The 24,204-nt window shown below is 53.3% G+C and carries 21 protein-coding genes; 9 read left to right on the top strand and 12 right to left on the bottom strand.

Features of this window, described 5'->3' with window-relative positions; all coding sequences use genetic code 11:
* Positions 1-89: 89 nt before the first annotated feature.
* Entirely contained in the window at positions 90-1,073 is a 984-nt protein-coding gene (locus F7231_RS01260; protein WP_166690630.1) for a glycosyltransferase family 2 protein, read from the bottom strand.
* A gap of 451 nt (positions 1,074-1,524) precedes the next feature.
* On the opposite strand from F7231_RS01260, the gene F7231_RS01255 reads away from it, so the two are divergent.
* From F7231_RS01255 to F7231_RS01240, 4 genes are all read left to right on the top strand, one after another.
* Complete coding sequence (locus F7231_RS01255; RefSeq protein WP_085410412.1) at positions 1,525-2,454, top strand: glycosyltransferase family 2 protein; 930 nt, start codon at positions 1,525-1,527, stop codon at positions 2,452-2,454.
* Positions 2,417-3,007: a WcaF family extracellular polysaccharide biosynthesis acetyltransferase gene (locus F7231_RS01250; protein WP_085410413.1), complete on the top strand. Its 591-nt coding sequence runs from the start codon at positions 2,417-2,419 to the stop codon at positions 3,005-3,007. The genes F7231_RS01255 and F7231_RS01250 overlap by 38 nt, the downstream gene beginning before the upstream one ends.
* Complete coding sequence (locus F7231_RS01245; protein ID WP_166690629.1) at positions 3,004-3,759, top strand: glycosyltransferase family 2 protein; 756 nt, start codon at positions 3,004-3,006, stop codon at positions 3,757-3,759. Before F7231_RS01250 ends, F7231_RS01245 begins: the two co-directional genes overlap by 4 nt.
* Positions 3,760-3,888: 129 nt before the next feature.
* Positions 3,889-5,109 (top strand): glycosyltransferase family 4 protein, encoded by a 1,221-nt coding sequence (locus tag F7231_RS01240; RefSeq protein ID WP_166690628.1) that lies wholly within the window; start codon positions 3,889-3,891, stop codon positions 5,107-5,109.
* A 78-nt stretch (positions 5,110-5,187) separates the two neighbouring features.
* Here F7231_RS01240 and F7231_RS01235 read toward each other — a convergent pair whose 3' ends face one another.
* The 4 genes from F7231_RS01235 to F7231_RS01220 all read right to left on the bottom strand — a co-directional run bounded on the left by F7231_RS01235 (position 5,188) and on the right by F7231_RS01220 (position 9,419).
* Entirely contained in the window at positions 5,188-6,897 is a 1,710-nt protein-coding gene (locus F7231_RS01235; RefSeq protein ID WP_166690627.1) for a pyruvate dehydrogenase complex dihydrolipoamide acetyltransferase, read from the bottom strand.
* Between the two features lie 177 nt (positions 6,898-7,074).
* Complete coding sequence (locus tag F7231_RS01230) at positions 7,075-8,199, bottom strand: lytic transglycosylase domain-containing protein (protein WP_085410417.1); 1,125 nt, start codon at positions 8,197-8,199, stop codon at positions 7,075-7,077.
* A 272-nt stretch (positions 8,200-8,471) separates the two neighbouring features.
* Positions 8,472-8,708 carry a hypothetical protein gene (locus F7231_RS01225; protein WP_166690626.1) on the bottom strand — a complete coding sequence of 79 codons (237 nt, stop codon included), beginning with the start codon at positions 8,706-8,708 and terminating at the stop codon, positions 8,472-8,474.
* Positions 8,709-8,783: 75 nt separating this feature from the next.
* Positions 8,784-9,419 carry a DUF4126 domain-containing protein gene (locus F7231_RS01220; RefSeq protein WP_166690625.1) on the bottom strand — a complete coding sequence of 212 codons (636 nt, stop codon included), beginning with the start codon at positions 9,417-9,419 and terminating at the stop codon, positions 8,784-8,786.
* Between the two features lie 180 nt (positions 9,420-9,599).
* Here F7231_RS01220 and F7231_RS01215 point away from each other — a divergent pair, with 180 nt between their 5' ends.
* The 3 genes from F7231_RS01215 to F7231_RS01205 all read left to right on the top strand — a co-directional run bounded on the left by F7231_RS01215 (position 9,600) and on the right by F7231_RS01205 (position 13,805).
* Positions 9,600-11,333, top strand: coding sequence for an ABC transporter ATP-binding protein (locus tag F7231_RS01215; RefSeq protein WP_229369596.1), 1,734 nt, complete (start codon positions 9,600-9,602; stop codon positions 11,331-11,333).
* A 51-nt stretch (positions 11,334-11,384) separates the two neighbouring features.
* Positions 11,385-12,518, top strand: coding sequence for an acyltransferase family protein (locus F7231_RS01210; protein ID WP_166690623.1), 1,134 nt, complete (start codon positions 11,385-11,387; stop codon positions 12,516-12,518).
* A 153-nt stretch (positions 12,519-12,671) separates the two neighbouring features.
* Positions 12,672-13,805 carry an acyltransferase family protein gene (locus F7231_RS01205; RefSeq protein ID WP_166690622.1) on the top strand — a complete coding sequence of 378 codons (1,134 nt, stop codon included), beginning with the start codon at positions 12,672-12,674 and terminating at the stop codon, positions 13,803-13,805.
* On the opposite strand, the gene F7231_RS01200 is transcribed toward F7231_RS01205, so the two are convergent.
* From F7231_RS01200 to F7231_RS01175, 6 genes are all read right to left on the bottom strand, one after another.
* Positions 13,802-14,152, bottom strand: a complete 351-nt coding sequence (locus F7231_RS01200; protein ID WP_166690621.1) for a hypothetical protein — start codon at positions 14,150-14,152, stop codon at positions 13,802-13,804. The genes F7231_RS01205 and F7231_RS01200 overlap by 4 nt on opposite strands.
* A gap of 103 nt (positions 14,153-14,255) precedes the next feature.
* Positions 14,256-16,808: a penicillin-binding protein 1A gene (locus tag F7231_RS01195; RefSeq protein ID WP_166690620.1), complete on the bottom strand. Its 2,553-nt coding sequence runs from the start codon at positions 16,806-16,808 to the stop codon at positions 14,256-14,258.
* A gap of 204 nt (positions 16,809-17,012) precedes the next feature.
* On the bottom strand, positions 17,013-17,525 hold the full coding sequence (msrB, locus tag F7231_RS01190; RefSeq protein WP_166690619.1) for a peptide-methionine (R)-S-oxide reductase MsrB: 513 nt from the start codon (positions 17,523-17,525) through the stop codon (positions 17,013-17,015).
* 47 nt (positions 17,526-17,572) lie between these two features.
* The gene (locus F7231_RS01185) at positions 17,573-18,016 is read right to left on the bottom strand and encodes a DMT family transporter (protein WP_085410423.1); all 444 of its coding nucleotides are present in this window, start codon (positions 18,014-18,016) and stop codon (positions 17,573-17,575) included.
* Positions 18,017-18,108: 92 nt separating this feature from the next.
* Positions 18,109-18,618, bottom strand: a complete 510-nt coding sequence (locus tag F7231_RS01180) for a GNAT family N-acetyltransferase (RefSeq protein ID WP_166690618.1) — start codon at positions 18,616-18,618, stop codon at positions 18,109-18,111.
* A gap of 4 nt (positions 18,619-18,622) precedes the next feature.
* Positions 18,623-19,015, bottom strand: coding sequence for a nuclear transport factor 2 family protein (locus tag F7231_RS01175; RefSeq protein ID WP_166690617.1), 393 nt, complete (start codon positions 19,013-19,015; stop codon positions 18,623-18,625).
* Positions 19,016-19,069: 54 nt separating this feature from the next.
* On the opposite strand from F7231_RS01175, the gene F7231_RS01170 reads away from it, so the two are divergent.
* Entirely contained in the window at positions 19,070-20,092 is a 1,023-nt protein-coding gene (locus F7231_RS01170; protein WP_166690616.1) for a hypothetical protein, read from the top strand.
* 139 nt (positions 20,093-20,231) lie between these two features.
* A complete protein-coding gene (locus tag F7231_RS01165) occupies positions 20,232-21,524 on the top strand; it encodes a 3-deoxy-D-manno-octulosonic acid transferase (RefSeq protein ID WP_166690615.1) in 1,293 nt (430 codons plus the stop codon).
* Here F7231_RS01165 and F7231_RS01160 read toward each other — a convergent pair.
* Complete coding sequence (locus F7231_RS01160) at positions 21,469-24,042, bottom strand: glutaminase family protein (RefSeq protein ID WP_166690614.1); 2,574 nt, start codon at positions 24,040-24,042, stop codon at positions 21,469-21,471. The genes F7231_RS01165 and F7231_RS01160 overlap by 56 nt on opposite strands.
* Positions 24,043-24,204 lie beyond the last annotated feature (162 nt).

Raw genomic sequence — 24,204 nt, 5'->3', positions numbered from 1 at the left:
CGAGTCTGGCTAGTCTGTAGGAAGCGTAAGCAACACAAAGCAGACTAGCCAGACTCGGTACTACCCCTACACGACTTTCCAGACTACGCTTATAAGTACAACACCCGGTATTTGACCGAGCCGTAGAGACGCCAGAACACCGATAAGAATGGAGTGGCCAAGGCCGTCAGCAGTACTTCTTTTGCAGTTTCCCACGTACCTGATTCAGAGGCAGCGGGCCAGCGCTCGACGGCCAGCCAACCGGTCAGGCCGACGTACAGGAACAGGCTGACTGCCAGCAGCGGAACGTACCCGGCCACCGATGCACCTGCCGCCAGCACCAGACAGACAATTGTTGTGTAATAGCGCAGTACCATCATTTCGTCGCGCGGCATTCGTTGCCGGAACAGATCGGGGTGTCGCTTGTAGAGCAGCGCATCATAGCGATTCCGTCGTTCGTTGGTCAGCAATGCGTAGCGGTTAGCGGCTCGAAACGGTCGAACAACGGTTGCTTCGGGACACTTTAGGATGGGAACACCTATTTCGAGCAGCTTGAACTGAAGATCGGCATCGACCCGCCAGGCCAGATCAAACGATTCTTCAAAACCTCCCACCCGACGGAGCGCTGCCGCCTGACAGAAACAGTTTGCCGTTAGGAAATCGCTTGTTTCGACAACCCGATTCATCGTTCGCCGAGCACCGGCCTGGTGGACAGGTCGGCTTGTGCGTACGGTGCCTGTCACGACCTGCGCGCCCCGCATAAACATCCGCTGGGCAGCCAGCAGCCAGCCTGGCTGCGGCAGGCAATCATCATCGGTAAACGCAATGAATTGCCCACGGGCTGCGCGCCACCCTCGGTTGCGGGCCGCAGCCAGCCCCGTCGCACGTGGTTGCGCCAGGTACCTCGCTTCAATATGGCTGGTTCGCGCAAATGCCGCCACTAATGCCGCTGTTTCTGCCTGATTGGCATCATCGACAATTACTACTTCAAACTGCTCACGCGACAACTGTTGCTGTCCAATTGCCTGTAAGCAGTTAACAAGCTCAGCAGGCCGATTTGCAGTGGGTATCACGATCGTGAAATAAGGACTCATAACGTTGATAGGAATGGCTTTAATGCACTGTGCACAATACGCATGCCGAATTTGTCATGAGTCGACCAGCGCACAGACTAGCTGGCCAGGAAACCACTCAAATTTTAGTCAACGGTACGCCTTTTTACTTAAGGAAACTAACCTATCAGACTATGATGAAAAAGACCCCGCCAGGGTGTGGAATTTCTGTCTCATAACTGACCTTTTAGTACCTGATTTTATACACCCGGCCGGTTGTTTTGCTCGGGTACGTGGTGGCTAGCCGACACTAAGCCGCTCCGTCACATTACTGACCGGATAGAAAGCCCGACTTCATAAAGTGATATTTTTGAGCTAAAATTGCAGACTTATTTTTTTTCGGTGGAAGCGCATGCACTCGATACTCAGTTAGCAAAAACGGAGTTATAGCATGTCAGGCAGAAAATAACTGCTTTTCCTTAAACGGTCTTTTATGAGCGGCTTGTCCGTAATTATTCTCACTCACAACGAGGAAAAACACATCGCCCGCTGTTTAGCCAGCCTGCAACCAATAACCAGCCAGGTCTTTATCGTTGACTCGTATTCAACCGATCGCACCGTTGAAATCGCCCGATCTATGGGTGCGGTAGTGGTGCAAAACCCCTGGTCGACCTACGCTGTACAGTTCAACTACGGGATTACCCACACGCCCTTTCGTACTGACTGGCTGATGCGAATGGATGCCGACGAATACATTTTACCTGAGCTTGCTACTGAAATAAACGAGCGGTTGGCTACCGTGCCAGCGGATGTCAGCGGCATTTATGTGAAGCGCCGGGTTATGTTTATGAACCAATGGATTCGGCACGGCGGCTACTATCCGATCTGGCTGTTGCGGCTATGGCGGCAGGGGCAAGGTATATGCGAGCAAACGTGGATGGATGAGCATATTAAGCTCGACAAACAACCCAGCGGCCCGGCCAAAACCATTCAATTCAATCACGATCTGGTTGACCACAACCTCAATAACCTAACCTGGTGGACGCAAAAGCACAATAATTACGCCACCCGTGAGGTTATCGACCTGTTGAACATCCGGTATAATTTTGACGATACTGCCCGGGTTGCTCCCCGCTTATTTGGTGCGCAGGAGGAACGTAAACGGTATCTAAAAGAGAAATACGCCACGCTGCCTCTCTTCACCCGCCCGATCATCTACTTCCTGTTCAGGTACGTTGTTCAGCTCGGCTTCCTGGACGGACGCAAGGGATTTGTCTGGCATTTCTTACAGGGCCTTTGGTATCGCTTTCTGGTCGACGCCAAACTGATGGAGGTCTATAACAGAGCTGGCCACGACAAAGGAGCCATTATTGCTTACTTCAAAGATGAGTACGGAAGAGACCTTACAACCGGCGTACGATAATCTGGGCAAAACGGACCTGTCGCGGTATAATAACGATTGGTTTCGGCCCGGCCCCCGCTGGAAGATCCTGCTCTGGCATTTCACCAACGCCTGGCTTTTCAATTCTTACGCCCCCCTACCTTCTGGTTTGAAAGTCCGTTTACTGCGGGCTTTTGGTGCAACCGTTGGGGCGGATGTTACGATAAAGCCGGCCGTCAACATCAAGTATCCGTGGTTACTTTCCATTGGCAGTCACGTCTGGATTGGCGAAGGTGTCTGGATTGATAACCTTACGCAAGTGACCATTGGCAACCATGTTTGTCTATCTCAGGGAGCCATGCTGCTCACCGGGAACCACGACTACCGGTCAGCTACATTCGATTTAAAGGTTGCGGCTATTGATCTGGAAGATGGAGCCTGGATTGGGGCGAAAGCCACGGTTTGTCCAGGTGTGCGAGTGGCTTCACACGCCATTCTGGCGGTTGGTTCTGTGGCTACCCGAGCCATGGAGTCATACACTATTTACCAGGGTAACCCGGCGGTTGCTGTTCGCAAGCGCATCATTAACTCATGACGGTATCGATTATTACGGTGGTGTACAACGGAGCCGAAACGATTGCCGAGGCCATTGAATCGGTATTGGCCCAGACGTACCCGTCTATCGAATACATCATCGTTGATGGGGCTTCGACAGACGGCACGCAGGCGATCGTAGAACGGTACGGCGACCGAATCAGTCAGTTTATCTCTGAACCTGACCAGGGCTTGTACGACGCTATGAACAAAGGCATCCAGCGGGCCACGGGCGACGTTATCGGCATCCTGAACGCTGATGACTTATACCGGCACACGGATATCATCAACCGGATTGTCGCCCTATTCGAGCAACACGAAGCAGATGCAGTATACGGGGATCTGGTTTATGCTCAACGCCACGCCCCCGACAAAGTCACCCGGTACTGGCAGGCAGGTACCTACAAACCAGGTGCCTTTCTGCGGGGCTGGATGCCCCCCCACCCCACCTTCTTCGTACGGGCCAGCGTATACCGGCAGCATGGCTATTTCACAACCAGCCTGCGATCAGCGGCCGATTATGAACTCATGCTGCGGTTCGTCCACAAGCACCAGATTCGGGTCGCTTATTTAAACGAGGTGGTAGTAGTGATGCGACTTGGTGGCGTCAGTAACAGCAGTCTGATCAATCGGCTTCGCGCTAACCGTGAAGATCGGGTAGCGTGGCAAATGAACTCAATCAGGCCTGGTCTGTTTACTTTATGGCTAAAACCACTCCGTAAAATTGGGCAATTCCTGCAACGAAAGCTGTAGGCCGTTTGATAAGCGCAAGTTAAACATTGAGTAACCAGGCTTGTCCTTAACATAAAAAGTACAATTTTTGTAGGCTGAGTATTAGTTCAGTACCCAGTAACAGCTTCCCATTCAGCAACAGAATTTACTATGAATCCTGACCTACTACTTGCCTACATACAGCAGAAGCTGGCCGAGGCCGCCTTTCAACAGGGGCTTTACCACGCGATAATGGCTTTTCTGGTAGCTAGCTTCGTAGCTGTGGTGTCGATTCCGGTGATCATCAAAATTACCGAGATGAAATCGCTGATGGAAAGTCCCGACGATGCCCGCCGGGCCCACAAGGTACCAACTCCCACCTTTGGTGGTGTCGCCATCTTCGCGTCCGTTCTGATTAGTTACTTCGTGTGGCCAATCAATGACCAGCCCGATCTTTACTGCACGAACCTGTCGATTGTAGGCGCGTCGATTCTGTTTTTCATCGGTATGAAAGACGACCTCGTAGGCATTGATCCAAATAAGAAAATTCTGTTCCAGTTACTAAGTGCTTCCAGCCTGATTTTTCTGGGCGATCTGAAACTGGATTACCTCTATGGCATCATGGGCTTTCACCACATCGCCGATGTAGTGAGTATCCTGCTTACCTGCTTTGTTTTTATTGCCCTCACCAACGCCATTAACCTTATTGACGGGATCGACGGACTGGCGGGAGGTATTGCTACTATCGCATCGCTGACGTTTGGCAGCTGGTTTCTGCTCTCAGAACACTATGCCATGGCTACTATGGCTTTTGCGCTATCGGGCGGTCTGGTTGGCTTTCTGCGGTTCAACTTTTCGAAGACCAGCAAGATTTTCATGGGCAACACAGGGTCACTGCTGATCGGCTTTTTTCTGGCCTTCTTTGCCGTGCGCTTCGTTAATCTCAACGCTGCTTATCGCTTCGAACCACGCGCCTTCTTCAACGCACCGATTATCGCCATTGTGGTGCTGATCATTCCTATCTTCGATACGTTGCGCGTATTTATGGTGCGGCTGCTCAACGGCAAGTCACCTTTCTCGGCCGACCGAAATCACATGCACCATATTTTGCTCGACAACGGGTTAACGCATGCCGGGGCTACCGTTGTGCTATGTGGGGCATCGTTGTTGAACACGCTGCTGTTTCTGTTCCTGCACCAGAACATTTCGAACTCGCTGTCACTGATCATTTTGATTGCTTCGTTTTTCGGTTACCTGTTCATGGGCTCACTCCTGAAAATGCGGGCTGTTTTCATGTCAACACATCCACGTCGTCGCATGGCTGCGCTTCGCCGCGAATTTCAGAGTGCCGTGACAGGCCGCGATGGTCGCCGCATCACCGATCTGCTCTAAGCCGCTATTAACTTTAACCAAAAAGGCCGCCTCAGACTAGTCTGAGGCGGCCTTTTTGGTATTAGAGGTACAACGTACCTACACGAGCATCTTCATCGGATCTTCCAGGAAGCCTTTCAATGATTGCAGGAAAGCTGCCCCCGTTGCTCCATCCACCACGCGGTGGTCGCACGAGAGGGTCACCTTCATGACGTTGGCTGGTTTCGGCGTTTCGCCATCGAATACCACCGTTTGCTTAATGGCCCCAACGGCCAGAATGCACGAATCGGGTGGGTTGATGATGGCGGTGAACTCCTCAATGCCAAACATGCCCAGATTAGATATGGAGAAGGTACTTCCCTCCCAGTCTTTAGGCTGTAATTTTTTCTCTTTTGCTTTACCAGCCAGCACCTTCACCTCGCCCGCAATGGTCGAGAGGGTTTTCTGGTCGGCGTTCCGAACCACAGGAACTAGCAGGCCTTCATCAACGGCTACCGCTACACCGATGTTGACGTAGCTGTATTTCCGGATTTTATCACCCAACCACGATGAGTTCACGTTCGGGTGCTGTTTCAGCGCCAGGGCCGATGCTTTGATCACGAAATCGTTGAACGACACCTTGGCCGTTGCAACTGCGTTTACCTGACCGCGTAACGCCATTGCCTTGTCCATGTTGATTTCCATGGTCAGGTAGAAGTGCGGAGCCGTAAACAGGCTTTCGCTCAGGCGGCGGGCAATCGTTTTGCGCATCTGGCTGACAGGTACGTCTTCGTACTCGCCAGCAGGAGCAGCGGCAGCGGGCTGAGGAGCCGGCGCTGCCTGCGCGGGAGCGGGTTGTGGTGCCGGAGCAGCTTGTGGTTGTGCAGCCGGTTTTGCGGGGGCAGCCGCCTGTGGGCTAAACGACTCTACATCGGCCTTCACGATACGCCCTTCCGGACCTGTACCGTGAACCTGCTGCAGGTCGATGCCTTTCTGTTCGGCAATGGCTTTGGCAAGTGGCGAGGCTTTTACCCGACCATTGGTATCATGACCATTCTGTGCCGGAGCCGGTGCCTGTTCGGCTGGTGCTTCGGCAGCAGCCGGTGCGCTTGCCGGTGCCTGATCAGCCGGAGCAGCATCGCCGCTACCATCGACCAGAACTTTGAAATTGGCGCCTTTTTCACCGACAACCGCAATGACGGCATCAACAGCTACGGAGTCACCTTCTTTCACGCCAATGTAAAGGAGTGTACCTTCTTCGTAGGCTTCCAGGTCCATGGTGGCTTTATCGGTCTCAACCTCAGCCAGCACATCGCCTGACTTTACGGTATCACCTTCTTTCTTATGCCATGCCACAATGGTGCCTTCCGTCATGGTGTCACTCATCTTCGGCATCCGGATCACCGTGGCGTTTACCGCTTCAGCCGGGGCGGCCGATATGGCTTTCGGATCAGCCATATTGGTATTTACCTGTGTTGTGTCGGCCTCTTTAGGCGCTGGGTTATCAGCAGGCTTAATTGTTTCTTCTGCTTTGGGCGCCGCCTCAACACTACCGCCTGAGTTTCCGGACAGCAATGCCTGAAAGTCTTCACCCTGCTGCCCGATTACAGCAATAATGCCATCAATGGGCACAGCCTGGCCTTTTTCTACGCCGATAAAGAGCAACGTACCTTCATCGTAGGCTTCCAGGTCCATAGTGGCCTTATCGGTTTCAACCTCAGCCAGCACATCACCCGACTTTACGGTGTCGCCTACTTTTTTATGCCATTCTGCGATCACACCTTCGGTCATGGTGTCGCTCATTTTGGGCATTCGGATTAATTCTGCCATATACAATCAAGGAGATTCAACGTATCAACAACGAAGTGCCAAAATTAGCTTGAAAAAGTTAGAGGTTTGACGTTTAGCGTTTGAAGTTGTGCGACTAAACAACCAATTGGTTATTGAGCAGCGAAACAGCAAACCCTAAAGGTCAAACCTCTCTCTTTATAACGACCTATAAACAGTTTACACCCACTCCCACCGGTGGCGGGGGCGACGGCCTGTTCCGGGTGTTTGGCGCAGGAAACGGGGACGACGGAATCGAAGCACCATCAACCCCAGCAGTTTTGGCACAGGCTGGCCTTTCTGCTCGCGCGTCAGGTCAGTAGACCCGGTAATTGGATCGATACTGGCATAGCTCGCCGCGGCCAGTAAGATCTCGGCCAGTGACGGTGCGTTTAGGAACGATTCGCCGGTGCGCGGGCCCCAAGCCGGGTCGATCTGGTCGATACTGGCCAGTTCGTTTTCTTCACCGATACCTACAACCGACGAATTTTTCGTGCCGGGTAACGCCCTTAGTTTAGCGGGCAACGGGCGGGTCAAATACCCGATCACGTCGCTCGAAAGCAGCATCTTATATTGTTGAGGATTTGTCAGCAGCTCTTTATAGGCAAGCACGCGGTACAGGTAGGTGCCGGTTTCGCGATAGAGCTTCAGGCTGAAATAATTGTTTTCGCGTTGCTGAACCATACTCCGCTGCACGTGACCCAGTCCGGCATTGTAGGCGGCAGCTACTAACGCCCAGGACCCCAGTTCCTGATACAGATCGCGCAGCAGGTGGCAAACGGCAACCGTTGATTTGGTTAAATCATACCGCTCGTCGATATCCCCGTTAACGATCAACCCGAGCTCACGGGCTGTCTGCGGCATCATCTGCCAATAGCCTGATGCTCCTTTTGGCGACACACAATCATTGACCAGCGCACTCTCGGCTAATGGGATGTACCGAAAATCGGACGGGATATTGAACTTACGGAGAATGGGGTCAATAATAGGAAAGAATACAGCTGCTCGTTTCCGGATGATGTACAACTCCTCACGTTGCGACTGGCACTGCATCAACGTACGCATCCACTGACGAGACACATACGAATTATCAATAGGCACGGCCTCGCCGCAAAAATAGATGGGAACGAACCGACGGGTTGTGTCGGCGTTCAGTTGGAGGGGCGTATTTAATCGACTGGAAATCGCCACCGGGTTATCGGACTGTCGGCTGGAGTCGGCGAGCTTGCTCGGGACGGCCAGCACGGAAACACTGGCCGGTCCGGCGAGTGTTATCAGAGCAGAGAATCCTACGGTTTTTATCAAAATGAATCGTATTTGTTGACAATCTAAAGCATTTGAGCAACTACCGGTAGCCGATATAATGCAAAAATGACAGACTGCAAAAATACTTAATTTTGACCCCAGCTCCTAGTAGTTGCTCTGCGAATTATCCAATGGCCAAGTAACTAAGTCTCGGAAAAACCCAATTTTATTGGCCTTAGAACGAGTTTAAGCTACTTTTCAACCTGCTATAGCCGATCAAGCGACTCAATTAAATTGATTTAGCGGATCAGGGAAAATTACAATTTGATCCATCAATCTACACCCTCATCATTGACCCATTTTCGCTCTCCAAGGCCATCTGTATCGGGTTCTGCTCCCTCGCCGTCACCGTCATTCTGGGCTTCGTTGGTCACTAGATTTGGATCTAAATTTACCTGTTGAGTGCCTTCGGCTTCCGTATCGCCATGCTGCTGATTCCGGGCCATTGTGCCCACCACACCCTGATTCTGGTCGATTCCGGGTTCGTATTCGTTTGGTTTATCTTCCATACCTGTTGGTTATTTACTCCAGCCAATAACCCCGGGTCTATGTAAAGGTTACGAAAACTTAGCGTCAGCCATCAACTAGTGCCGACCATTGCTGTTTCGCGGAAACTGGTCGAGCGGGTTCCCTGGCTCTTTAGGTGGAGTAACCTGTGTAAAACGAAGCCGCCGCCGCGCCAGTAATCGCACAACCAAGAAGATGAGCAGACAGACAATAAGGGCAAACGTGAAAAGGGGAAGCAACACCGTCAGGATCGACAGCCCAAGTGAGGCTGCGTTTTCGCCTGTAGCCACAATGGGGTTTGCCAGCCCGCCCGTGGTTGTTACTGAACCTAAACGCAGCAAACTGGTGCCGGCCTGTACAATACCCGCCGCACCGCCGCCCAGCATGAGACTCATGGCCCACCGGGTCATTTCATCGTTTATGTGTATAAACGAGGTCGACAGGAACGTGCCTGCCACAATGGCCACGGGCATGGCAATGGTGTCGAGCATGTTGTCGAGCCAGGGAATGTAGTAGGCCCCCAGTTCAAAGGCGGTGGCAATTGACAACCCAATAATGGCGGGCCAGCTACTAATAAATTCATAGCCCGGCATGGTACCAATCAGGCCAAGTTTTGTACCCAGAGCAGCCACCAGCAAGGGCACAAATATTCTAAATCCGCAACAGGCCGCCAGGCCTAGCCCTACACAGGCGCTCAATATCCAGTCTATCATGATCACACAGGAGAGTTAGTTTCCTGAACTTGATAACTCAATATTGCTGTTAGTGGTGAGACGAACGAACTGTTGTGTCGAAATATTTTTCCAGTGAGCGACGAAAAGAAGAGCCCCGGGACGCCGACCGCCGGAGCGCCGGTAACCGGAGCACCAGCCGCCGCCCCCCCGGCCGGACGCCTGTTTGATATAGCGATCCTAAAACGACTCTATGCCTTTGTGCGACCCTATCAGGGCCGTTTTTATTTGTTGGTGGGCGTTATTCTGCTGGGCGCCCTCCTGGCTCCGGTTACGCCGCTGCTTATCAGACGCACGATTGATACCCAGATTGCCAGCGCCGACTACTGGGGGCTAACCGCCATGCTAAGCCTGATGGTCGGCGTACTGGTAGTACAGGCATTTATTCAGTTTGCCAACGCGTACCTCTCTGGCTGGATGGGTCAACACGTGATTCGGGACATTCGGGTGCAGTTGTACAACAAAATTCTGGGGCTACGACTGAAATTCTTCGACAACACCCCTATTGGCCGACTGGTAACCCGCACCATTTCGGATATCGAGACGCTGGCGGATGTCTTTACCGAAGGCATGGCGGCCATAGCGGGCGATATTCTTCAGCTCATCCTCATCATCGGCGTAATGTTTTACACCGACTGGCGGCTGGCCAGCATCAGCCTGTCGATGGTGCCGCTAATGTTATTGAGTACCTACATCTTCAAGGAAAAAATTAAGGCTTCGTTCAATGAGGTTCGTACGGCGGTGGCTAACCTCAACGCGTTTGTGCAAGAGCATATCACCGGCATGAACATCGTGCAGATCTTCAACAGCGAACGCATCGAGGCCGAGAAGTTCCGGGAGATCAACGACGTACACCGCAAGGCCAATATCCGGTCTATCTGGTATTACTCCATTTATTTCCCCGTTGCCGATATTCTGGCGGCGGCGGGTACGGGTCTGGTGGTCTGGTATGGCGCCCGCGAGATTCTGAACGAGCAGGTTACGTTTGGTACCGTCACGGCTTTCGTGATGTTCATCAACCTGTTTTTCCGCCCCATCCGGATGCTGGCCGACCGGTTCAATACCCTGCAAATGGGCATCGTGAGCGCCGACCGGATTTTGACCCTGCTCGATAGCGACGACTATACCGTAAATGACGGCGACTATGCCCCCGCCAAACTCAGTGGCGACGTGTCGTTTCAGAATGTCTGGTTTGCTTACAACGACGAGAACTACGTGCTGAAAGACATTTCGTTTGAGGTACGTACCGGCGAAACGGTAGCCTTCGTGGGCGCAACCGGTGCTGGCAAATCGTCGATCATCAATCTGCTAAGTCGTTTCTACGACATCAACCAGGGCCGGATCACCATCGATGGCCGGGATGTACACGACTACGAACTGGCGGCCCTGCGTCGGCAGATCGGCGTGGTATTGCAGGATGTGTTCCTGTTTTCAGACACCATCGAAAACAACATTACGCTGGGCGACCCCTCCATTACCAGGGCGCAGATTGTGGAAGCCGCCAAACTGGTGGGCGTTCATGAGTTCATTATGCGGCTCCCCGGCGATTACGACTATAACGTGCAGGAACGCGGTGCTACTCTCTCGGTAGGGCAACGGCAGCTTATCTCCTTTGTGCGGGCTATGGTGCAGAACCCGCGCATTATCGTGCTCGACGAAGCTACCTCATCGGTCGATACGGAAACGGAAGAGATGATTCAGGAGGCGATCAGTAAGCTAATGCGTGGCCGGACGGCTATCGTTATCGCGCACAGACTGAGCACTATTCAGAAAGCCGATCAGATCATTGTGGTCGATAAGGGCGAGATCAAAGAGCAAGGCACCCACGAACAATTGCTGCAACAGGAAGGGTTTTACGCCAACCTGTACCGCATGCAGTACAAAGAAGTTGCCTAAGTTGAGACGGCACGGCTATACAGCGAGGCCCTACGGCGAGTAGCTTTGCGTATGGGCTTGTTAAAATTACTACTGGCGGCGATGGTCGTCTTCGTTCATGCAGGACCGCTTACCAGCTTCCCGACTATGGGGGGCAGTTTAGCCGTTCAAACGTTTTACATCATCTCGGGGTTTTATATGGCCCTGATCCTGAACGAAAAATACGTTACCCAGCCCGATGCGTACCGGCTCTTCCTGACTAACCGGGTACTTCGTTTGCTGCCGCTCTACTACGTGGTGGTTGGCCTCACCTTGCTCACGGCCCTCATCATGGTAGTCACCTTGGGGCAGGCTGAACTGGAGTCATTTCAAGCCCTGCGCAAGCATTATCCTCATCTGTCGGCCTCGACCCTGGCGCTGGTGGCCTTCACCAACGTTACCCTCATTGGGCAGGATTGGCTCAGCTTCCTGTCGGTAAATCCGGCTACAGGTACGTTGGTTTTCAGCAGTGATTTCAACCAGGCCCCCGTAGACCTCACCCGTTTGCTCCTGGTGCGCCCCGCCTGGACGGTTGGCCTTGAGATTACGTTCTACATTGTGGCCCCGCTGATCGTTCGCCGCCGAACCTGGGTGCTGCTACTAGTCATTCTCTTATCGGCCGGAATTCGGTTTGCCCTCCGCCGGTATGCCAATTTCGACAGCATGGCCTGGAGTTACCGGTTTTTTCCCTCAGAACTGATGTACTTTGTGGCCGGTGCCCTCTCTTACAAGGTATACAGACGCCTCAATGTCAGCAACGTACCCGCCTGGATTTATCAGCTAGCCCTGATTATAACGTTGCTTTACACCTTCTTTTTTGGCTTGGTTCACAACCAGCTAGTCGACTTGGGCTTACCCGGTGGAGTATCATCGGCGTTGTATCGGCTCACCATCATTATCACGCTTCCGTTTGTGTTCCTCTACACGAAGCAGAATCGGCTCGATGCTAAAATCGGCGAGTTGTCATATCCGCTGTATATCCTGCACTTTCTGATCTGGGAGATTCTACGAACCTGGAACATTGGCGGCGACTACATCAATCTCTACACACTGGTGATCGCCTTGGCCGGTGCCTATTTGTTGACCAGACTGGTAGGCGACCGCATTGAACAATTGCGTAGGCGGGTGTTCGAGCAACATTCCCGGGTACGTCCGGCCACCGTGTAAGTGCGCAATGGCCGCGGTGCAACGCGGGCCTGAGACACCCCGATCTACGTGCTCGGTCTTTTTAGCAAACGATTGACCGGATGCACTGAAATAAGATTACCAACTAAGTTAAGTGAATATATTAGCGACCATTACGAATAACTATGGTACGTTATGGGACTGCTCAGGATCTTACTGGCAGCGATGGTCATCTTCGTTCATGCAGGACCGCTACCCGCCTTTCCTACGATGGGCGGTAGCCTTGCCGTACAGACCTTCTACATCATTTCAGGCTTTTATATGGCCCTGATTCTGAACGAGAAGTATGTTCATCAGTGTCACCCGTACCGGCTATTTATTATCAATCGGATTCTTCGGCTGCTTCCCATCTATTACGTCGTTTTCAGCCTGACCCTACTTACAGCTATCGTCATGGTAGCTACGCTCGGCGAACCGAAACTCGAATTTTTCCGCGCCCTACGCGACTCGTCCGATCAGTTGTCTCCGTGGACAAGTGCGTACCTTATCGTAACTAACCTGACCCTTATCGGGCAGGACTGGCTCAGCTTTCTAACTATCGACCCCGAAGCAGGTACGTTGGTCTTCACCAGCAACTTCACGCAGTCAGGACTCAATCTCAACAGTTTTCTGATTGTGCAGCCCGCCTGGACAGTCAGCCTGGAACTCATGTTTTACATGGTCGCTCCGTTTATCGTCCGCCGCCGAACATGGGTATTGTTGTCAATCATGCTTGTGTCGATAGGCATTCGGTATGTGCTGCGGCACTATGGCCACTTATACAGCATGGCCTGGAGTTACCGGTTCTTCCCGTCGGAACTGCTTTATTTTGTTGGCGGGGTCTTAGCGTATAAAGGGTATAGGCAGCTCAAAACCAGCAAACTTCCCAGCTGGCTTTACCCGCTTTCGGCGCTGGTTGTGCTAATGTATACGCTTTTCTTCGGGCTATTCCATCAGTGGCTCACGGACCTTGGGTGTCCAGACGGAATTTCGTCGGCGCTTTACCGCCTGACAATCGGTGTAAGCTTACCATTTCTGTTTGCGTATACGAAGAACAGTCACTTCGACAACCGGATCGGCGACTTATCGTATCCGCTATACATCGTTCATTTTCTGGTTTGGGAAACGCTGTCCGCCTACGCTATCGGTGGAGCGTACAGTAACCTATATACCCTGGCGATCGCCCTAGCGATCGCGTACACCATAAACCGGCTGGTCGGCGAACCTATTGAACGGGTTCGCCAACGTGTTTTCAGCCAGCAATCGGCTATTCGTCCCTCGCTGGCTTAATCCAGCTTGTCGGCCAGATCAGCTTCTTCATCGTCAGGTCCGGCTCCGGTGGTCCCCTGAGTAGTTACTTTTTGCGGCTCACCGACTGACGGGGCTACCGGCGGAGCACCAGCGATACCCGTACCACTACCATCCAGCGCATAAGCCAGGGCATTGGCCAGGTCGTCGAGCGGTTCAGTACCTTCTTCAGCCGTAGGTTTTTCCAGGCCCGACGGGTTTACGTCTTCAGGTACGTTGGTCGTATAGTCTCCCGTCTGATCTATCACCTGCTCATCGGCGTTGGGGTCGTTTTCCATCCCCGTAGGTACGTTACGGAGATCGTTAGAATCACTTTGTGGGCTTTCCATAAAAAAACGGGCTTACTAGTTGGCGTTTATACGTCGAGATGGCATACTCTACCCCTCAACACAGTAAACGCCAAACAGCAAGCCCGTTCAATAAACCTCTACCCTACGGTCTTCGGATTCCGGTTGTATCGGCCGGTTCGGGAACGATAACGGGCGGCGGTACAAATAGCGAATCGGTTCCGTCGCCGCCAGCGCCCGTTGAATCGGCAGGTACGTCCTCTTCAGAGCCGTCATATTCGTAGGCGCAATCCTGATACTGCTTCTGGATGTCGACAGTTGCTTTAGGAAATGGTCCCTGCAAATTTCGGAAACGCGGATCAGCGTATACCTTTTCCAGGAAGCCGCCTACCAGCGGAAGGGCCGTTTTGGCTCCCTCGCCCAGATCGGTAGACCGGAAGTGAATACTGCGGTCGTCGCCGCCGACCCAGGCACCAACAACCAGCTTGTCAGAAACACCCACAAACCAGCCGTCTGAGTTGTTCGAGGTAGTCCCGGTTTTGCCGCCCATCTGGTGGTTATGTTTGAAGAGATCGAACGACCACAGGTTTTGCGAGGTACCACCCCGCTCCTGCAAACCGCCCTGTAGCATATACAGCATCAGGTAGGCCGATTCCGGGCTGATGGCCGGCCGGCGCTCCTGTTTGAACGACTCGATCTCAGTGCCGGTCCGGTCTTCAATGCGTTGTACAATCATTGGTTTAGTATACTGCCCTTCGTTGACAAATGAACAGTACGACGCTACCAACTCATAAAGCGACACATCTGACGAACCTAGCCCTACCGACGGTACAGCCGCCAATTTGCTGGTAATGCCCAGCCGGTGGGCGTATTCAACCACGCGCTCCGGCCCAACCATATCGGTCAACTGGGCGGTAATGGAGTTAACAGAACGCGCCAGCGCACGCCGGAGTGTCATGTTCGAGTACGAGAAGCCACCGCCGGAGTTTTTAGGCTCCCACACTTTCTCCTCGCCATTTTCGCGGTACGGCTTCCGAAATGGCTGGTCGCGAATCCGGTCGCAGGGCGTCATATTGAACGCCGTATCGTCGATGGCGGTGGCGTATACGAAGGGTTTGAATGTTGACCCCGGCTGGCGACGACCCTGTTTGACGTGATCATACTTAAAATAATCATAGTCGAGGCCACCTACCCAGGCGCGGATATGGCCCGAATGGGGGTCCATAGCTACCATGCCCGCTTGCAGGAACTTCTTGTAATAAGCAATGGAGTCGTACGGCGTCATGTTGGTCCAACGGGGTCCATCCCAGTCGAAGACTTTCATGCGCTGCTTTTTGACCTTCATATAATACGTAACCGAGTCGGGGTAGAGCTGGAATCGCTTCACCAGCCCTTTATACCGCTCGGTACGGCGGGCAACAGAGTCAATAAAACCGGGCAACTCGTCACCGTTTTCATCGGTCCATGGGTTGCGGCCGCTCCAGTGATTGTTGAAGGTCTTCTGAAGCTTCTTCATCCGCTCCTTCACCGCATCCTCGGCATATTGCTGCATCCGGGAGTCGATGGTCGTGTATATTTTCAGACCGTCGGTATACAGGTTATAGCCGTTCTCGTTGCGCTCCGACCATTCCGTAACGAATTCAACTACCGCATTTTTGAGGTAACTGGCCGGGCCGGCATACGGATTCTCGGGCGTGTAATCGGTTTTCAACGGCAATTCACTGATCGAGTCAGCGGCCGATTTAGACAGAAACTTGTACTTGGCCATCTGCCCCAGCACGACATTGCGCCGGGTCAGCGAATTTTTGGGATTGCGAAGTGGGTTGTAGCTCGTAGTTGCTTTTTGCAACCCAACCAGCACCGCCCCCTCCTGGATGTTAAGACTGTCGGGAGCCTTGTTGAAAAATGTGCGGGCGGCTGTTTTCAAACCGAATGAGTTCTGGCCGAAATCGACCGTATTAAAATAATAGGTCAGGATTTCCTCTTTGGTAAAATTCCGCTCGAGGGTCAGGGCCATCAACCATTCTTTCGACTTGTATACGATCTTCCGCAGAAACGGAACCCGGTTCAGCACGCCATCGCGGGTACGCCGACGGGTCTTAAACAGGTTTTTGGCCAGTTGCTGCGTGATCGTTGAGCCACCACCATCGCGGCCAAGACTAAACACCGCCCGGCCAATAGCGCGGGGATCGATGCCGCCATGATCATAAAAACGAGCATCTTCCGTAGCAATAAGGGCCTGTGTCAGGTGCTTCGGAATGTTTTTGTACTCGATAGGCGTCCGGTTCTCAGCATAAAACTTGGCGATCATCTGCCCGTCGAGCGAGTAAATTTCCGACGCCTGACTCAGCTTGGGATTCCGGATCTCCTCAACCGTTGGCATGGCACCGGTGAGGTACAGGAAATTGGTTTGCAGCACAAACACATACCCGATCAGGAAAAACAGGAGGTATAAGCTGTATTTGGCCAGACCACGTGCGTAAGGGTAATACCAGCTGTCGGGATCGATGTATTGATGAACAAAAGCCCGGAACTGTTCGCGACGGGCCATCAATTTATCTCTCCATGTTTCTACGCGCTCTTCGCCAACGATGCGAACAACATGACCTCCCAGCTGTTTTCGCCGGGTACGTATCCGTCGCCGAAATTCGCCAAACGCGTGCCGAACCGACCGAAGTCGGTTTATTTCTTCACTCATACATCAACGGTTGGTACTAATAGGGCTTAATGGCTACCCAATGAGCAGCCAGTGATGAGCAAAGATAACGCAATGAAGGCCTATTTTAGTAAAAAGCCCCCGACTTCAACTGGTTGAAGTCGGGGGCTTTCTTTAAGTTTCAGGCTTCGCTACTCCTTATGAGTAAGGCACTGGCAATGCGGCCTAAACCATGAAACCTAAAACTTATTTCTTCTGAAACGTCATGGCGACACCGTTCATGCAGTAACGCAGGCCGGTTGGCTTGGGTCCGTCGTTGAACACGTGACCTAGGTGGCCATCACAAACGGAACACACCACTTCATCACGCTCCATGCCGTAACTGTTGTCTTTGGCTACTTTGACCGCGTTTTTCGAGATTGGCTCGAAGAAGCTAGGCCAGCCGGTGCCGGATTCGAACTTGGCTTTCTCGGCGAACAACGGGTTCTTACAGGCAGCGCAGTAGAAAGTCCCTTCTTCATGCACGTTCAGCAACGGGCTGGTGCCGGCACGCTCGGTGCCGTGCTCGCGCAGCACAGCGTACTGATCGGGCGTCAGGATTTTTTTCCACTCAGCATTCGTTTTTACCACCCGCTTACCACCGGGGGGTGTCTGCCCCTGCTCATACAGGGCATCTGTTTGCTGGGCGGATGTATTGGTCTGGCAAGCCAGTGAAATAACTATAGCAACTGCCGTTAGGCTACTGAGGATGAGTTTCATGGATTTCAATGTGAATCTGTCTATATATAAACGTCAAACACTGAAATTCAGTTTTTCACTACCAGCCAAACCCCGGCCAGAATAAGCCCGATGCCCAATAAACGCCAGACGTTGGCCGGGTGCTGGGTAAAGCCTAACAGGCCGTAGTGATCGAGCACTACGGCAGCCAGCAGTTGCCCCGCTACGCTTAGGCTTACGAGGTTGGCAGTGCCAATGCGCGGTACCGACAGGATCACGGTGGTTACATAAACGGCCCCAATTACGCCACCGGTCCATTTCCACCACGATAGTGAGCGTAACGTGGCCATTGGCGGCACGGCCCCGCTGGTGGTCAGGTGCACGATCAGCAGCGTAATGAAGCCCGTACCAAAGGAGATAAGCGAAGCCATCAGCGGATTATTCAGGGCCAGCCGCAGGTTCGAGTTTACACCAGCCTGAATGGAAATAGCGATGCCCGTTAGAAAAGCAAGGACAAGAAAGAGGTAATGCATTGGCTTAACTGGATAGTGAACAGTGTAGTACGATGAGGGAGATGGTGATCAGCAGACAAAGCAGCAGGTCATTGTCCATACTTTGGTATATACTAGTCAGTAGCGAGCCGTTCCCACCACCGAACGTAATCATCCTGCTCGAAGGGCGCGAAGTTGTTCGCCAGCAGTACGGCCTGCGAGGCAGCGTTGGTCAGGGTCGTTTCAGCGGTGACACGGTCAACACCCGGCTGAGCGAGTGCCCAGGCGGTCATGCTCCCCACAATTTCGGTCATATAGCCGCGACGCTGAAAGGCTGGGTACGTGCCGTAGCCAATCTCAACGGTCTGCTCATCGTCGGGTGCTCCTTTGAACTTCGTATCGGCCACAAACTGGTTCAGGTTACGGTCGAGGGCCACCCAAATTGTATCGTACAGGAATTGGCGCGATGGGTCCTGCAAAAACGGAATGGTAAACGCCCGAATAATACTGAGCAACGGTTCTGTCACCTCGCGGTGGCCGGGCAGTACACCCATAGCCTCTTCCAGCAAGGTACCACCAGCGATGTGCAGATGTACCTGGTCGAGGGTCAGCGGAATGAGCGTTAGTCGGGGCGTTTCCAGCATACACTTAATTGATAAACCAGACCCGACGAATCAGCCCTTCTTTTACTTCGTAGATCGCCGTAGCCTGCCCCTCAGCGGGACCACGGCCGGTTACTTTTTCCTGATCGATGACGTGATTTCCCTGCACAATCCGACTCGACACAGTGGCTCGGTTGTTGGGAAACCTCCGGAACAGCTCACCATACGATTTTTCCAAAGCGGGCTTTCCCGCCATCATCAGCTTTCCAGGAAAGCGAAAAATTTCGATGCTATCTGAATAAGTGGCTACAAACGCCGACAGGTCTTGGGCGTTGTAGGCATCTAACTGCCGCTGCACCACATTGACGGGCGATAGCTGCTGTGCCTGCGCCCCGGAAACAAGGCCGATCATCAACAGAAAGACGAGTATTGGTTTCATGAAGGTAAATTTACGGGGCGCTTTACGTAAACCGATACGCCCGACACGTCGATTATGCCCATCATCACCCGGAAAAAGCTGGTTTATCCGATTCGCTCTACCCTGCGAACGTACCTGACGCAGTACAATCGCGAGCATAGCTTACCCATTCAATACACCGATCTGCTGCGCTACGACAATTCGGCCGCGCTTTTCGATAACCGTAACCGGGATACGCTTTGGGAAACGGTGTACTTCCCGGCGTCGGAGGCCAACGAAATGCTGGGGTCACTAAAACAGATCTACGCCATTCTGAAAGCCGACGGCGATATGTCGGTGACGGGGCACCTTACCATCGACCGGGTCGATCTGTGTTGTTACGGCAACACATCGCCGTTTCGGGTGCGGGTACGTAACCTGGTGAATGATAACTTCGATTATTTCTACATCAAGAATGCTGATGCGTCGCGTATCTACGGCCTTGAATTAGAGCACATTCTGTCGCCAAACCGGATTAGCTACCTCACCAGCGGACAAACGCTGATTGAAGAACACATTGCGGGTATTCCGGGCGATATGTTTTTCGAGCAGCGCATCAACGAGGAAGGGCTCAATCCAGTCCGCCTCTGCAAGGAGTTTGTCAAGTTCAACGAGCGTTGCTTTGTGCGGTTACTGGGCGACATGCATTCCAGCAATTTCGTGATCGACATCACCCCCGATTTCGACGAGGTGTATTACCGCATCCGGGCCATCGATTTCGACCAGCAATCGTACGAGGGGCGAAAGTCGGTGTATATGCCACAGTATTACCGGCAGAATCAGCCCATTATCGACCTTGGCACTACGGTGTTGACACCCGAAAGTGTGCGGCAATACCAGATCGAAGAGCGATCGCTGATGGCTGGGCGGCTTCGCGTTGAACAGAGCCGGATCGGTGACCTGATGGCCGCCATGCGTTTCGACCTGATTGCACCGGAAGAGAACGTAACGCAGTTGGTCGACTCGCTCAACCGCCACTACAACGTGACCAGTTTCGACGGGTGCCGCACCATGGGCGACATTGTCTGGCGCAGCCTAGAACTAGTAACAATGCATTGATAATGGGCTGTTTCAGTGAACTAAATTTCATTTATGATCCGTAGATGACAATTCACGAAGAACTAGAACCCCGTAGGGATGACCGATATCCTGGTCGTGGATGACAATCCACGAAATCCGAGAACAAAAAAATTTCTGAATGCAGTTTCTATATAACCTCTCGATTTTCCTTTACTCAGTCCTGATCAGGCTGGCGGCGCCCTTCAACCGAAAAGCACGCTTACTGGTGGACGGGCGCAGGCACTGGCGGCAACCCTTTATTGATAAACCACTCGACCCAACGCGGCCAGTGGCATGGTTTCATGCGGCTTCGCTGGGTGAGTTTGAGCAAGGGCGTCCGGTGATCGAATCGTTTCGGGCAATGTACCCGACCTACCAGGTTGTGTTGTCTTTTTTTTCGCCGTCGGGCTACGAAGTCCGTAAAAACTACGCCGGGGCCGATGTGGTTACATACCTGCCCGCCGATACCGCCGCCAACGCCCATGCCTGGATGCAGCAGGTACGTCCGCAGATCGCCTTTTTTATCAAATACGAATTCTGGTACCATTACCTGCAGGCCCTGAAAAAAGGCAACGCTGAGGCGGCAGGCCGGGCAGTTCCTACCATCTCGTTCTCGGCCATTTTCCGGCCGGGCCAGCTTTTCTTCAAACCATACGGCGGTTTTTATCGCAACCTGCTAACCTGCTTCGATCATATTCTGGTGCAAAACCAAGAATCGGTCGATCTGCTCACCAGCGTGGGCATTACACGCCTTACCCTTGCCGGCGACACCCGCTTCGACCGGGTAGCGCAGGTAGCGGCCACCAAGCGGGCCATTCCCGAAGCCGCCGCATTTGTAGGTGCTTTCAACGGGGCCGCTACCCCAACGCTCGTAGTTGGCAGCGCATGGGCGGCTGATATGGCCGTGCTGATTCCCATGTTGAACGCATTTACAGACCCGCTCCGCGTGATTATCGCCCCCCACGAAATTCACGATGCCGAAATTGACGGCTGGCGGGCGCAGCTTACCGCGCCATCGGTACGGTTCTCTACGCTGGGTACGTTACCTCCCGTCGCCGACGCCCGGTATTTGATCATCGACAACATCGGCATGCTCACTTCCCTGTACCAGTACGGCACTATGGCCTACATTGGTGGGGCATTTGGCAAGGGACTGCACAACTGCCTCGAGGCCGCCACCTTTGGGTTGCCTCTTTTCTTCGGGCCCAACCACCGTAAATTTCAGGAGGCCGTTGATCTGGTGCAGCAGGGCGGCGCGTTTCAGGTACGCTCGTCAGCTGAGCTGACCGAGGCCTTCACCCGGTTATATACAAACGCCCCGGAACGCGAGCGCGCCGGGGCTGTTTGCCGGAATTATGTAGTGAACAATGTGGGGGCTACGGAATTAGTGCTGCAGGTGGTGAAGCAGTTGCTTTCTCCTCCAGCAGTTTGATGAAATACCCGCCTACAACCGACCGCGCCTGAAAGCCAACTTTGTGGCCGTTGGTGGTTTCGTGCCAGTCGTTGAGCGGTACACGTTGTGGACTCTCGGATGCAAAACGTAGGACGGGCTTGATCAACGCCTCGAACTCAGCCGGATCGTTGGAGAGCGTGGCTGTCCAGACAATCCAGTCCGACTTAGTATAGGTACGTCGGCTGTCGAGAGGCAGGCCAAACGCCTGCTGTTTCGTCAGGTAGAATGCCAGTTCCTGCTGCGCCACTTCCTGCGGGAAAATACCCAGGCCCAACAGTTTATCCCAAACCAGATTGTATTTCTGGCTCCATGTATCCGGCGCACCAAAGGCCAGCGTGTAGTGGTCGCCAGCCGGGTCTTTAGCCAGATCCATCCAGCGAAGGGCCAGCGAGCGGGCCAGCGCAATGTACTCGGCTTCGGTAGCCTTATCGCCCATTTTCCCGGCCAGGTAGCCGTAGCTGGCAATACCCATAATGGCCTTGATGCTGAGGTTGGCATTGCGCGCCAGGTGACCAGCAAAATCGTCGGTGCAGAGTTGGTTCGTTGGGTCGAAACCGTGTTCCTTCAGGTACGTTACCCAGGTGGTCAGCACGGTCCAGTGGCGGCGGGCGTAGTTGGCGTTACCTTCCACGTGCGCCAGCGCGGCCGTCAGAATCAGCATATTACCGCATTCCTCCACGGGCATGTCTTCGTGGTAGGTTTGCCCGTTGGCCACGGGATACGTACCTACGTCGTGCGCGGCAAATGGCTTGGTCCAGCGGCCACTTTCCGAATACTCGAAAATAGGCTCCATCATGCCTTTCAGCAGAGTGGGGTTGTATTTTAGGAAGAGCGGAGCCGATGGGTACGTTACGTCGACGGTTCCGATAGACCCGTTGGAAAAATTCTCTTTCGAGAAAAAGAGTGGTTGCGTCGCCGTTAGACCGCCGGGGCTAGCTACCAGTTTGTGCGCCGAAATGGCTTGTCGGTAAGCTAATACACATAAATCAGCGTAGGTAGCACCACCTGCCTGAAGCGCATCGGCCTGCAGTTGCTGATCAAAGTCTGTGCAGCTCGTCATCAGGGTTTGATAGTCCGCTTCGGCATCCTGCAGCGCCTGCTCAAACGTGGTGTTGCCGTAGCGCCGCCACCAGGCATTGAGTGGTTTTCCAAAGTATTCGATCGATTTTATATCATCGTACCCCACCAATAAATGCCGTTCAACTGCAGTTGTCGAGACCGTGCCTAAATTGAATGAGGTAGCCAGCACGACCGTATTGTCGGTGATAAGCGAAGGCCGGCCACCATCACGAATGTCTGATACTCTCCCTTCGCGCTCAAACTGGTTCATAGCACCTGCCAATGTGCTGATCCGATGGCTGGTTACCAGGTCGTCACCATCGGTTGTAGCCGGAGCTGCCACGTAGAGGAAGCCCCAGTCGATGCGCGTATTATCACCTTTTTTGCCCAAAATAGCCTGTTCAGCTGTGCCCACGCGCATCCAGTTCAACACGGGTTGGTTGCCCGAACGGCCCGCCTCGGTGCGGCCACGACGCCAGGTGACTGGCTGGCCGGGGGCATCGATAGCTACGTCGGAGGCGGCATCCTGATACAGTTCAACCTGATGAGCCTGCCCGTCGACCGACCGGATGCTATAGGTGATGTACTGCACCGGACGCGACAACACATCGAGGTTGGTCAGCAGTAGCGGGGCCGTAAAAGCGACAGTCAACTCTACCCCTGCCGCCTCAAACGTATAGGTCGACTGAGTGGCCGATATAGAGCGGGCTGTCTGCGTAGCTTGATTTTGGTTGACTACCTGCTCCTGAAACAAACCAACATCAACAAAACCGGGACCGGCAAAATTCTGGCTGTGAAATGCAATTATGTTCCGGCCGGGGCGCAGCAACTCAGCAATTGGCCGATTGATGGTAGTCAGCTCATGGTTGGGAGCCACACCGCAGGCCCCAGACACCCGTTCGCCGTTGATAAATAGTTCATAATTGTCATTGAACGCAGCCGTGACTAGCAGCCGGCCTTCAGGAATCTGTTCGAGAGTGACCTCGCGACGTACCCAGATGTTGTGGCTTGTCCAGTGAGTGCGGTCAACAGAGCGTGAGCCAAACGGCGCTTCGCCTGTTTGCCAGTGGCTGTCGTCGAAGCCAGGATGCATCCAACTGTCAGAGCCCGGCGACTCGGTCCGGTACCGGGCTATATACGCGTCGCGTTGCCCCATCGGGGCCACTGCATCGCCCACAAACGTAGGATTCCCCATGAACCGAAATACCCGGCCATCGACTCGGATGAGTCCATTGAGCGCATGAGGTCGACCTGTCCAGTGGCGGGTAGGCTGTTGGTGAAGCTGATCTCCGAACGACCAGATGCTGGTGTATGGATCGACTGTGATCAGCGGCGTGGCAGGTGGGTTAAGCGCGGCACTGGCCGCACCAGTAAGCCTAGACGAAAGCAAATCGGCTTTCCGGCTTCGAGGCTGTGAAAGCCCTATATGAAGACGCATATTTAAGTATATATTACAAGTACGGATGTTGCTACAAATGTATCATTCCCACTAAAGCCACATTACCTATAGAGTATATTTTTTTATCGAATTAATCCTACCCTAGCTTGGGCCAACAGAAGCGCTACCGGGAAGCTGACTACAAATTTTGGGCCATTCGTA

The sequence above is a fragment of the Fibrivirga algicola genome (genome assembly GCF_011742925.1).
Classification (GTDB): Bacteria; Bacteroidota; Bacteroidia; order Cytophagales; family Spirosomataceae; genus Fibrella; species Fibrella algicola.
Note: the sequence above shows the minus strand (reverse complement) of the source record. Positions and strands in the feature narration are given on the sequence as shown.